We start from the raw sequence: 12,050 nt of genomic DNA, 5'->3' as shown, positions 1-12,050 counted from the left end.
TTAATATTTAACGTTATTGGAGGCAAGCCTCAGTTCAACGATCCGAGAGTTCTTTGTTTGTGTACAAACACTGCCGCTGCTTCTGGATCACCGGCTTCGTGATGGGCGCCTTCAGTATTAGCGACAATAAATTGTTTGAATTGCTCGTAGTCTTTAATTTCAGGTAGTACTTTTTCTGAGGAGCGACCGGCCCAGTCGGTTCTAAAACCACTTGGTTCGACCAACATTACTTTGATACCAGAATTTGCAACCTCTTTGGCGATTGCCTCGCTAATGCCTTCAACTGCATACTTGCTTCCATGATAAAACGAAAGGGTAGGAAAAGAGAACAGGCCACCAATTGATGAAAAATTTACAATCACACCCGATTTTTGTTTACGCATGGTGGCTAATACACTACGCGTCATATCCACTAGTCCCCATACGTTGACGTCAAACATATATTTGACGGCATCGCGATTACTTTCTTCAAAAGTCCCAAAATACCCAATACCAGCATTATTAACTAAAACATCAATGGAACCAAAAGATTTTAAAGTTTGTTTGACAACTTCTTCAATTTCCGCTGGCTTGGTGACGTCTAAAGTTAGCTTTTTGATCTGACCCTGGTTAAACTTGTCTAAATAGGCTAGCTTATCAACATTTCGGGCAGTGGCTACTAAGTTTATATTTGGTTTTTTTGCCAGTAAAGTTGCTAAGTTTCGACCAAAGCCTGTTGATGTTCCTGTGATTAACCATGTTTTATTTGCCATAAAAATTATCTCCTCATATTTATAATTTCTTAATTCTCTGTTATCATACGACTTGAACCCGGGTTTAAGTCAAACATGAAATGGAGATAATATTTTGAATTATTCAATTGGAGAAGCAGCAGAAAAAATGGGAACCACCACATCGGCACTTAGGTATTATGATAAAAAAGGATTGCTTCCTTTTGTAGATCGAGATGCCGCTGGCAGACGTAAATTTAAAGATAATGATTTTAATTTTCTTGAAGTGATTAATTGTTTAAAAAAGAGTGGCGTACCTATCAAAGACATCGGGAACTTCATTAGTTTATGTTTGCAAGGGGATGGGACACTCCAGGAGCGATATGATTATTTAGATCAAGAAGAGGGCGCTTTAGAGGATAAAGTTCATGAAATGCAAAGCCAATTGGATTTTTTGAGATTTAAAAAATGGTACTACAAAACTTCTGTAGAAGCAGGAACCGAAGATATTCACTTTACGCCCGGAACAAAATTTGTGGATCCAACCACGCATGATCAGTATCGGGCAAAATTGAAAAATTCTAGTGATATTCGGGAATTAATTGACCTAAGATCAAAAAAAGACTAGCAATATGCTAGTCTGGATAATCGTTAAATTTATTTACGTTCTGAATTACCTAAGGAGAAGACTGCCACACATCCTAAACCAGTGTGGCTAGCAATGGTTGGTCCGATATGCTCAATTAAGACCTGAGCTTCAGGGATGCTTTCATGAATATGATCGCTAACTAGTTGAGCAGCCTCATCAGCTTGACTAGTTGCAATGACGATGCGGGGATTATCCCGGTTTGCCAACGTTTCAAGCGTATTGTCTGCCAGTGCTTTTAGTGATTTTCGTCGCGAGCGGGCTTTGCTAACCACTCGCAAGTAACCCATCGTATCTACATCCATTACTGGTTTGATATGGAGGAGCGACCCAACAGCAGCTGATGCCCGTGAGACTCTACCACCGTGATACAGATAATTCAGATCATCAACTGTAAACCACTGGCGATAACGCAGGCGGTTTGTTTCTAACCAGTCAGCTAGTTCAGTAATGTCCATGCCAGCTTTTTTCTTGTCAATTGCATCAAGTACCATTAATCCTTCGCCACAGCTAGCGGCAAGAGAATCCACTAAAAATATTTGAGCATCGGGATACTCTTGTACTAGCATTTTTTTAGCATTTTTAGCGTTATTAAAGGTGCCACTTAAACCAGATGAGAAACCTAGGTATAAAATAGGAATTTGTTTTTTTACATAAGGCTTGAAAAACTCAACAAACTGACCAATGTTAATTTGGGCTGTTGAAGGCATAACGCCCTTATCAATTTGTTGGTAAAAATGATTAAGATCAAATTTATGTTCTAAATCATCAGTATAGTCCTGGCCGTCGATATCCACATGCATTGATACGAAGCCAACATGATTATCTGCAAGAAGTTGGTAGGGTAAGTCAACGCCTGAATCTGTTAGTAATTGATACATGATATACTCCCTTGTTTTACGTTTATGATTTTCATTTTACGCCAATCCGGATTACTTAGCATTATATTAATGATAGAAATTTAGTTAAAGTGCCGCTTTCTACCATAATGTACAGGCCAATTAAAATATAAACTGCCGCCGTCAACCAACGACCATATTTTTCCAGAATGCCCGCAATTATCGGGACTTTTACTAGGCTGTACCCAGCAATAAAGAATAGGGTTAGCATGACTAAAAAGGTAAGCAATACAATGACTATGGCAGATGGGGAAAGGGTCACAAAAAATGGGACATAAATCCCAATATTGTCTGCACCACAAGTTGCAATTGTAATCGTAGCGACGTTCAACATTAAGCCCCGGTGACTGGATAGGGTTTCATGAACAATGTCATCCGTATCTTCTTCACCTTTTATTAAGAGCTTAAGCCCCATAAGAATTGGAATGATACCCAGTATTCCGAGTACCCATTCGGCTGGTACAAGGTGGAGAATGAAGGCCAATATCAAAGCGGCCAAAACTAAGGTCCCGGTTCCCAACAGATCGCCTAAGTAAACGGCCCATCGCTGTTTGTGAGATCGTACCTGGCTAAAAATAAGCATTAAGATGATCAAGTAATCGATACTTGTCGATATGTAGGCTGTGGCACCAGATAAAATGATTTTTCCCATTGTGGAGATTCCTTTCGTTTGAAGCAGAAAATGATAACAGTATTTCCATTGTAACTTACTTGTGAGAAATTTTTAAATTTGCTTTTTATGGACTTATCAAAAAAACTTTGACAGTTTAAACCGAATTGGAGCCTTTAGTTCTAAATTTAGCTGCAGACTGTGCGATTGCCCGATTGGTCAGAAATCTTTTTTTTAAGTGTGGCCACATATGTGGTAAGTTTGATCAACGAGCCATCTTTTGATACTAGGGCAAGTGGCGGTTTAGATAAAACAGGCAGTGAAGGGAACAAGCCCAGTTTTATTAAAGTAAGTAAAAAAATGTTGTCATAAGATGTCCAATCAGGACAAATTATGGCAACACTTTTCTATTATTTTAAGGAGAGTACAGGAATTGAACCTGCGCGCCGGTATAAGCCGGTTCGCCGGATTTCGAGTCCGGTGCATTACCACTCTGCCAACTCTCCAGAATTTACTAAATAAGTATACCAAAAATCTGGCATATTGGCAAAAAGCGTTTTTTTTAAATCTTCATTTCAAGCTTGTCTTCATACAGGCAACAGCTGCTTAGGTTCAATTCCTGTACTCTCCTTATTTATCCTGTTTGTGCCTGTTTTATGAAATTTTGAAAACCAGCATGAAAATAACGTTCTTTTCAGAAACCAAAAATTTTGGTAAACTATTAACTATGATTTTAAACGGTTTAGAAAAGAGATGTCCTAAATGGATGAACTAGTTATTGGGATTTTTGCGTTTGCAGGTGGTATTTTACGTTATGGGCTCGATCAACTGATTCCATTTGGAGATTATTTTCCTGTGCCGACACTATTTATTAATATCATCGGTAGTTTTCTATTGGCTTTAATAACAACCGCGTGGAGTTTGAATGAACGTATTTCAGCGAGGTTAACTTTGGGAATCGGAACCGGGTTGATTGGGGCATTTACCACTTTTTCATCATTTTCATTAGAAATCTTTGATCTATTAGCTAATCATCAATACTTATTGGGATTTGGCTATGCAGCCTTGAGCTTGATTAGTGGCATCATTGGTGCGTGGCTGGGAATTCTTCTTGGTGAGAAGTTACATCCAAGGGAGGACAAATCAGAATGGTGACAGTGAGCTTGGTTGGAATCGGTGCAAGTTTTGGGGCAATTTTGCGTTATGAGATGACAAAATATATAAAAAAACGGGTCCCGTCTTATTTTCCTTTTGGAACCTTAATAATTAATGTTTTAGCCTGTTTAATATTGGGCATGTTTGCAACATTAACGTTAGAAACTGGCAATCTGTATGCGTTGGGTGGCGTTGGCTTTTGTGGGGGCCTTTCAACATTTTCAACCTTGAGTTTTGAAACGATAATTTTAATTCAAGAGCGGCGTTATTGGATTGCAGTAGAGTATGTCTTAGGTTCTTTAATTGTGGGAATTACTGCAATTAGTTTTGGTGCTTTCATTTTTAACATTTAAATTTGCAAAATTAAAAAACCTGAACTATACTGATCTTGTAAAAACTTAAACGCGATGACGTTCGCGTTAATATTATTTTCGGATAATTGATGACGTCTGCCAAGCTTATTTAGCTATGGCAGACGTCCTTTTTTTCGAGGTAAAATATGAGGAGGATTTTTTATATGTCAGTATATATTGATCAGGTTAAAGCAAGAGAGATTTTTGATTCTCGAGGCAATCCAACTGTTGAAGCAGATGTCATTTTATCAGATGGCACACTCGGCCGTGCCGAAGTACCATCAGGTGCCTCAACTGGTGAACTTGAAGCTGTTGAATTACGTGATGGCGGCGATCGTCTTCAGGGTAAAGGTGTCAGCAAAGCTGTTAACAATGTAAATACTGAGATCAACAAAGCCTTGAAAGGTGTTTCACCATTTAACCAAGGCAATGTTGACCAAATTATGATTGATCTTGATGGAACTAAGAATAAGGCTCGTTTAGGTGCTAATGCTATTCTCGGTGTTTCAATGGCAACTGCCCGTGCTGCTGCCAATTTCGAAAAGATTCCTTTGTACCGTTATCTTGGCGGTGCAGACCTTGAATTACCACAAACATTCCATAATGTTATCAACGGTGGAGAACATGCTGATAATGGTATTGATATGCAAGAATTCATGATCACTCCAGTTGAACGAACAAGCTTCCGTGATGGTTTTGAAAAGATTGCTAACACATATCACACATTGAAAAAAGTTATTGAAGATGCTGGTTATCAATCAGGACTAGGTGACGAAGGTGGATTTGCACCTGACTTGAAGTCTTCTGAAGAAGCATTGACAATGTTACATGAAGCGATTCAAAAAGCAGGTTACACACCTGGTAAAGAAATCGCGATTGCCTTTGACGCTGCAGCTTCATATTTCTACAACACAAAGACAAAACAATATGATTTTGAAGGAACTCATAAATCAGCTGACGAAATGGGTCAGTATTACGAAGGTCTTCTTAAGAAGTTCCCTGAAATTATTTCTATTGAAGATCCATTCAGTGAAGATGACTGGGATAATTTTGAGAAGTTTACTGCTAAAATGGGTGACAAAGTTCAAATCGTTGCTGATGATCCTGTCTGCACCAACCCTGAATTAATCACTAAAGCTATCAAGAATGGCTTGGCTAACTCAATTTTAATTAAGCTTAACCAAATCGGTACTGTTACTGAAACTCTTGAAGCTGTTCGTTTATCACGTAAGAATGGTTACACAACAATGATTTCACATCGTTCTGGTGAAACTGGTGATACCTTCGTTGCTGACTTTACAGTTGCTACCAACTCAGCTCAATTAAAGGCTGGTGCTCCTGCACGTTCAGAACGTGTTGAAAAGTACAACGAATTATTACGAATTGAAGAAGACTTAGGCAAGAGTACAAGAATTGCTCGCTTCCCTAATGACGTTGATTTTGACTAATCATTAAGTAATCAATGCCAAATTTATCTTAAATTAGTATCTCCTCCTGAAAAAGATACGTGCATAAATATCAGTAATAAGAGGGACGGTAGCACCTTGGTGACAAGCTTTTAAGTGCTAACAGAGTCTTTTGGACTCGAGTAAATTTGTATCGCCTTTTTTATAAATTAAAATCAATTCATATGCGGCGATGATGTTCACCTTAACCATTATCAGCAATGATAATTAATAACGTCTACTGAATTAAATTTTGGTAGGCGTTTTTTTAGAATGATGAGAGGTTATATGATGATTGAAAAACAAACTGCGGTAGTTTCCAATTTTGAAAAAGCATTTAAAATTGAGTCTGGTCTTTCTTCAAAACAAGTTGCCCAACGATTGAAACAGTATGGTTCCAATGAAGTGACCGAAAAAGAGGATGGCGTTGTTGTTGGAACCTTAAAAAGAATGTGGGACCCAATTTCATGGCTCCTCGAGGCAGCAATAATTTTTGAGTTTCTTTTAGGGAAACAGTTTCAAGCACTAGTTATTGTTTTATTGTTACTGTTCTCAGCCATTGATGGTGAGATTCAGGAAAGAAGAGCTAAAAATGCGGTCGGTTATTTGCATAAAAAGTTAAGCATTTCAGTGCGAGCATGTCGAAATGGCACTTGGCAATTTATTTCTTCAAAGCAACTGGTTCCGGGAGATATTGTGCATCAACGAGTCGGTGATATTGTTTCCGCCGATTTGCAGGTGCTTCAGGGCACGGTTAGTGTTAACCAGGGAGCGCTCACTGGTGAATCTGCTGATGTGACGGTGGCAGTTGATGAAAAAGTTCCCTCCGGCTCCACAATTACGCACGGAGAAATAATTGCAGAAGTCAGTGCTACAGGGGCAAAAAGTTCGTATGGTAAAACTGTAGAGCTTTCACAAAAGTCAGAGGCACCTGGTCGGCTTCAGGTTCTGCTATTTAATATTGTGCGTTATCTTGCCTATTTAGATGTTGTTCTTGCTGTAATTTTAGTGATTGCGGCGATTGCAAAGGGGACAGCTTGGCAACAATTACTTCCATTTTTGGTAATTCTTTTCATTGCTACGATTCCAATTTCAATGCCATCTAGTTTCACAGTTGCAAATTCTTTGGAGGCAAAGGAACTCACTAAACAACAGGTCCTAGTGACCGGATTGACGGGAATTCAAGAAGCAGCGAGTTTAGATGTATTGTTGATTGATAAGACTGGGACGTTAACGAAAAATCAATCCCAAGTTTCCGAAACGATTATTTATGATCCAAAATATGATGAAGATCATTTAATAGCCCTAGCAAACACCGCTACTGATGAGACGGCTACGGACGCGATCAATCTGGCAATTCGAAATGAATTTGCAAAACGAAAATTACAAGAAATTCCTCGAACCAGTTTTACGGGATTTGATCCGTCTGTAAAATACTCAACTGCAACGATTACGGTGGATAATCATACAGAAGACATAGTGATGGGATCACCCAATGCTTTACAGAAAATAAGCAGTGTACCTGAAAGTTATATGCAGGACATTAAAAAAATTAGTGCTAATGGTGCGCGGGTTTTGGCAGTTGGAATTCGGAATGAGCAAAAACTTAATATTGTGGGATTGCTTGGGTTGACAGATGTTCCTAAAGAAGATGCGCAAGAAGCAATCCAAAAGATCCGTAATCGTGGGATCAAAGTGATTATGTTGACCGGTGATACGCGAGAAACTGCAACGGTAATTGCCTCAAAAGTTGGGATTGGTAATCGCATTTCTGATATTAATGAAGCATTAAAGAATCCGCTTGACTATGATGGATACGCCAATGTTTTTCCTGAAGATAAGTTTAAAGTTGTTAAGGCCTTACAGAAACAAGGAAAGGTCGTCGGAATGACCGGCGATGGTATTAATGATGCGCCAGCTCTAAAACAAGCTGACGTGGGAATAGCGGTGTCCACGGCAACTGATGTGGCCAAAAATGCGGCGAAAGTAGTGTTAACCAATGATAGTTTGTTAGACATTATGAAAGTCATTGACAGTGGTCATCGTGTTTATCGTCGAATGATGACTTGGACGATTACTAAATTAGCGCGGACGGCTGAGCTTGCTGCACTGCTAACTTTTGGATTTATTTTTACAGGGTTCTTTCCGGTATCTTTAAGCCTAATCGTTTTTATCGTGGTGATGAATGATATGGTTACCTTAGTTTTGGGTACAGATCAAGCTGTGCCATCGAAAACCCCTGAGCATTGGGATTTACCGAAGCTGTCAAAAATTGCTGCGATTTTCACAATTAGCTGGTTAGTGGTTGGATTGGGACTTTTGTGGTATTTCGTTTCAAAAACATTTTTATCGCAGGCTGGAATTAGCTCAATTATGTTTCTTTATTTAATTTATTCAGCGATGACAACAATTTTAATGACGCGAACTGAGGGCACCTTTTGGCACTCACGACCAAGTAACTGGGTTGCATCAATGGTTGCGTTGGATATTATTGTAGCCACATGTTTAGTTGGTTTTGGCTGGATTACAGTATCAGTTTCGTGGACTTGGATTGCGCTAGTTATCATTCTCATTATCATTGCTACCTTAATCCTTGATTGCTTAAAAGTTCGCTATTATCAACATGAAAAAAGGTAATTAAAAAGCTTATTCAGAATAAATTTCTGAATAAGCTTTTTGTGATTATTAAGTTATTTTAATTTTATTTTTCTTCTGATTTATCATTTATTGTAAATGATAGCAAGAAAGCAATGATTGCTAGTGCCAAGGTGAAAAATAATCCAAAGTGGACACCATTTGTAAAAGCATTTTGTGAATTCAAAGGTGAAGAAGAAGCATGTTGTCCTAAGCCAAGGAGACTTGTAGCAACAGCTGTTGAGATTGCACCAATAATTTGTTGGAAAGTATTCATGATTGTACTTCCGTCACCAGCAGTATGTGCATCCAAAGCATTTAATCCAAATGTTTGAGTAGGTGACATGGCAACGGGGGCTCCAATCATAATAACGATATGGGCCAAAATAACGTACCAAACTGCAGAATGTGAAGTTGCAAATAATAGCATAATGACACCAATAATCACAATTAAGAAACCAATAACTGCTAATAGGCGAGCTCCGAAACGGTCATACAGACGTCCAGAAACTGCAGAGAATATTGCGTTTGCAACACCACCAGGCAACATAACAATACCAGTTAATGCAACGGCAATTGCTAAACCGTTTTGCCAGAACATTGGTAGTAGATACATTGATGAAAGAATAATACCAAAGTCTAGCATCACCAAAATGGCGCCGATTCTGAAATTAGGACGTTCGAAAACATGGAAATTTAAGATAGGAGCTTTCGAATGTAGTTGACGATAGATGTATGCGAAGAGGATTAGCAAAGAAACTACTAAAGTTATTAAAACCGCGGCTGATCCCCAACCATAGTTACTTGCCATACTTACGGCTGTGACCAGGCCACCAAAACCGATTGTGGATAGCAAAATTGAGAGAACATCAACTTTGGGTTTTGTGAGCTTGTTTACATTAGGTAGGTACTTAATGGCAAAAAATGTTGCAACAAGCAAAAAAGGTACGAAAAGCCAGAAGATCCAGCGCCATGAAAGTGTACCTAAAATAATTCCTGACAATGTGGGTCCAATTGCGGGAGCAAACATAATAACCAAACCGATTAAGCCCATTGCTGTGCCTAATTTATATGGTGGAAAAATTAATGTAGCTACAGTGAACATGAGTGGCAAGATCAGGCCAGTTGCAATTCCTTGAATCATTCGTCCAATCAACAAAATTGTAAAACTGGGTGCAATGGCTGAAATAATAGCACCAACGATAAAATCAACTAATCCAAAAATAATAAGTTGGCGGGTTGAAAACCACTTTGTAAGCAAGCTTGAAAGTGGAAGGACAATCCCAATGATTAACATATATCCAGTTACTAACCATTGAATTGTACCAACACTAACATTTAGCTTCACCATTAGGCTTGGAAGGGCAATGTTAAGCGAAGTTTCACTTAACATTCCCACAAATCCTCCAATTAACATTCCCATCATGGCTAGCATAGGGTGCTTAACGGGGACAGTGGCAGTATACGCCGCTGATTTTTGTTCTTGACTTTCTGACATAATTCTACTTCCTTCTATCTATTTACCAAACAGGTATTTACATTAGCATAAATTTCTGACTATCGTAAGTTTTTTCTCTTTAAAAGCCCGTGAAAACGCTTTATTTAGGCCTGACGTGGTGGTTAGCTTTTAGATTTTACATCTTAATGTTTGTTTGAAAAATTTTGCTGAATTGTAAAAGAGGAATGAGGTGAGCTGTTTGCGTAACGAAAAAGAAAATATATTTATCATTTTTTGTCTTCTGTAACCAAAATGGCAGACGACGGGACCATTCGTTTATAAATGCGAATTAAATCTGTTTTGTTTGTATTCGGATATTTTATTAGGACCTGCGCAAAACTAATTATACTGCGAGCCATCAATTCGGCAATGAAAGGTTTATGGGTTTTGTGAATGTCTTCGAAACTGTAAGCACGCAGAATATCGCCAGTCATCAACTGTATGACCGCGTCTTCTTCATTACTCCAAAACATCGTTTCCAATAATGTTTGATGGTTAAGCAGTGCATCTACAATTAATTGTGCAGAAATATGACTGGAATTGGATGCTTGATCAATTTTCTGGAGAAATTGGTTGATCATTCTGACACAGCTAACTGTAATAATTTCACCGATGCTACCGTAATGACGGTAAAATGTTTGGCGTGTGATTTTTGCATCTTTGCATAGGGTTCCTACTCGGATTGTAGAGAATGGCTGGTTAGTTGAAAAATAGGTTTTCAAAGTTACGAACAACTTATTTTGAGTGGCCCGTAAGCGTTTGTCAATATGCTGATCATGTGCAAGTGGCATTTTAACAATTTTCATATTCATCACCCTTTTATGTGACATTTTAACTCTTTTGACAACAAAATAGGCTATTAATTATTTTTGGCAATCATTATTATGGGTCTCGTAAAGTAAATACTAAATAAATAGAAAACGAGGAGAAATTAAAATGAAATTTATTACATTAGAAGAACACTGGGAATCAGAACGTGTCAATGCAGCAGCTAAACCTTATATGCCAGCTCCAGTCAGCCCACATAAAAATCCAGAGGATCACAGTATTGAAGAATTTATGGCAAAATCCAAAAGAGACAATACAGAGTTGACGAGCGTGGGTAATAAACGTTTGGTATTTATGGATAAAAATCACATTGAAATGCAAATTATGGGCTATGGTGATAATTCACCATAAAACCTTGATCCAAAGGTGGCTATTGATCTGAGCCGAATGGCTAACGATGATTTGGCTGATGCAATTGCCACAAATCCTGATCGTTTCGGTGGTTGGGCTGTGCTGCCAGTTGGGGATCCGAAAGCCACTGCTGCAGAGCTTGAGCGGGCCGTGAAAGAAAAAGGGCTCCAAGGGGCAATGATTCACGGCTATTATGATGGTAAGTTTTTTGATGATCCATTCTACGAGCCAATTTTTGCTAAGACTGAGGAACTAGATGTGCCATTGTATTTTCATCCTGCGGTAATTCCTAATGACGTTAAGGAACATTATTATGATGGTGATAGTTGGTCAGAATTAACTGCGTTCACCTTTGCTGGTGCTGGCTGGGGTTGGCATGAAGATCTTGGCGTTCAAATGGTTCGATTGATTTTATCTGGATTGTTTGATCGTCATCCTAATTTGCACATTATAACTGGTCATTGGGGTGAAATGGTGCCTAACTTCCTAGAACGGATGGATCAAACAATTGGGCTAACAGTTCAACTCAAACGGAGTATTAGCCAGACGTATAAAGACAATTTTTATATTACGCCCAGCGGTATGTTTTTTGACACTCAATTACAATTAGATATGACAGAAATGGGTAGCGATCATTTGATGTATTCAGTAGATTACCCATACAATCATCCCACTGGTGTAGCGACATTTTTAGCTGACGCCGGCTTAAGCGCCAAGGATCAAGAAAAAATTGCCTATACTAATGCTGCAAAATTATTACATTTAAACAAATAATAGGTATTGTTAAATTAAGGAAGATCGATAAACATGGATGATTTATATGCATTTCCACCAGCCGTTTTAAGCATGATTGAAAATAATATTATAGATTAATTGGAACAATGCTTAGGTTTTAGTTAAAAGGTTTTCTGAATCGTTTGG

Annotated in this window: 12 protein-coding genes, 1 tRNA gene and 1 riboswitch; of the genes, 7 read left to right on the top strand and 6 right to left on the bottom strand. The window is 38.5% G+C overall.

What is annotated here, in order from left to right; genetic code table 11:
- Nucleotides 1-29: 29 nt before the first annotated feature.
- Complete coding sequence (locus PI20285_RS04750; protein WP_057771984.1) at nt 30-752, bottom strand: SDR family NAD(P)-dependent oxidoreductase; 723 nt, start codon at nt 750-752, stop codon at nt 30-32.
- A gap of 94 nt (nt 753-846) precedes the next feature.
- Between PI20285_RS04750 and PI20285_RS04745 the strand changes: the two genes are divergently transcribed.
- Nucleotides 847-1,338 carry a MerR family transcriptional regulator gene (locus PI20285_RS04745; protein ID WP_082623214.1) on the top strand — a complete coding sequence of 164 codons (492 nt, stop codon included), beginning with the start codon at nt 847-849 and terminating at the stop codon, nt 1,336-1,338.
- Nucleotides 1,339-1,367: 29 nt separating this feature from the next.
- Here PI20285_RS04745 and PI20285_RS04740 read toward each other — a convergent pair whose 3' ends face one another.
- From PI20285_RS04740 to PI20285_RS04730, 3 genes are all read right to left on the bottom strand, one after another.
- Nucleotides 1,368-2,237 (bottom strand): DegV family protein, encoded by an 870-nt coding sequence (locus PI20285_RS04740; protein ID WP_057771986.1) that lies wholly within the window; start codon nt 2,235-2,237, stop codon nt 1,368-1,370.
- A 61-nt stretch (nt 2,238-2,298) separates the two neighbouring features.
- Nucleotides 2,299-2,907 (bottom strand): cadmium resistance transporter, encoded by a 609-nt coding sequence (locus PI20285_RS04735; RefSeq protein WP_057771988.1) that lies wholly within the window; start codon nt 2,905-2,907, stop codon nt 2,299-2,301.
- A gap of 376 nt (nt 2,908-3,283) precedes the next feature.
- Nucleotides 3,284-3,371 (bottom strand) — tRNA-Ser (locus tag PI20285_RS04730).
- A 256-nt stretch (nt 3,372-3,627) separates the two neighbouring features.
- Here PI20285_RS04730 and PI20285_RS04725 point away from each other — a divergent pair.
- From PI20285_RS04725 to PI20285_RS04710, 4 genes are all read left to right on the top strand, one after another.
- Nucleotides 3,628-4,020 (top strand): fluoride efflux transporter FluC, encoded by a 393-nt coding sequence (locus PI20285_RS04725; protein ID WP_057771990.1) that lies wholly within the window; start codon nt 3,628-3,630, stop codon nt 4,018-4,020.
- Complete coding sequence (crcB, locus tag PI20285_RS04720; RefSeq protein ID WP_057771992.1) at nt 4,014-4,373, top strand: fluoride efflux transporter CrcB; 360 nt, start codon at nt 4,014-4,016, stop codon at nt 4,371-4,373. Before PI20285_RS04725 ends, crcB begins: the two co-directional genes overlap by 7 nt.
- Nucleotides 4,374-4,537: 164 nt before the next feature.
- Nucleotides 4,538-5,821, top strand: coding sequence for a phosphopyruvate hydratase (gene eno, locus PI20285_RS04715; RefSeq protein WP_057771994.1), 1,284 nt, complete (start codon nt 4,538-4,540; stop codon nt 5,819-5,821).
- A gap of 177 nt (nt 5,822-5,998) precedes the next feature.
- Nucleotides 5,999-6,066, top strand: a riboswitch (Fluoride riboswitch).
- A 40-nt stretch (nt 6,067-6,106) separates the two neighbouring features.
- Nucleotides 6,107-8,455, top strand: a complete 2,349-nt coding sequence (locus PI20285_RS04710) for an HAD-IC family P-type ATPase (RefSeq protein ID WP_158694973.1) — start codon at nt 6,107-6,109, stop codon at nt 8,453-8,455.
- 64 nt (nt 8,456-8,519) lie between these two features.
- Here the strand turns inward: PI20285_RS04710 and PI20285_RS04705 are convergent, their stop codons facing one another.
- Both PI20285_RS04705 and PI20285_RS04700 read right to left on the bottom strand, forming a co-directional pair.
- Nucleotides 8,520-9,950, bottom strand: a complete 1,431-nt coding sequence (locus PI20285_RS04705; protein ID WP_057771997.1) for a DHA2 family efflux MFS transporter permease subunit — start codon at nt 9,948-9,950, stop codon at nt 8,520-8,522.
- A gap of 227 nt (nt 9,951-10,177) precedes the next feature.
- The gene (locus PI20285_RS04700) at nt 10,178-10,756 is read right to left on the bottom strand and encodes a TetR/AcrR family transcriptional regulator (protein WP_057771999.1); all 579 of its coding nucleotides are present in this window, start codon (nt 10,754-10,756) and stop codon (nt 10,178-10,180) included.
- Between the two features lie 130 nt (nt 10,757-10,886).
- Between PI20285_RS04700 and PI20285_RS04695 the strand changes: the two genes are divergently transcribed.
- Nucleotides 10,887-11,129, top strand: a complete 243-nt coding sequence (locus PI20285_RS04695) for a hypothetical protein (RefSeq protein WP_057772001.1) — start codon at nt 10,887-10,889, stop codon at nt 11,127-11,129.
- 36 nt (nt 11,130-11,165) lie between these two features.
- Nucleotides 11,166-11,903, top strand: a complete 738-nt coding sequence (locus PI20285_RS04690; protein ID WP_057772003.1) for an amidohydrolase family protein — start codon at nt 11,166-11,168, stop codon at nt 11,901-11,903.
- Nucleotides 11,904-12,050 lie beyond the last annotated feature (147 nt).

It is taken from the genome of Pediococcus inopinatus (genome assembly GCF_002982135.1).
Taxonomy (GTDB): domain Bacteria; phylum Bacillota; class Bacilli; order Lactobacillales; family Lactobacillaceae; genus Pediococcus; species Pediococcus inopinatus.
Note: the sequence above shows the minus strand (reverse complement) of the source record. Positions and strands in the feature narration are given on the sequence as shown.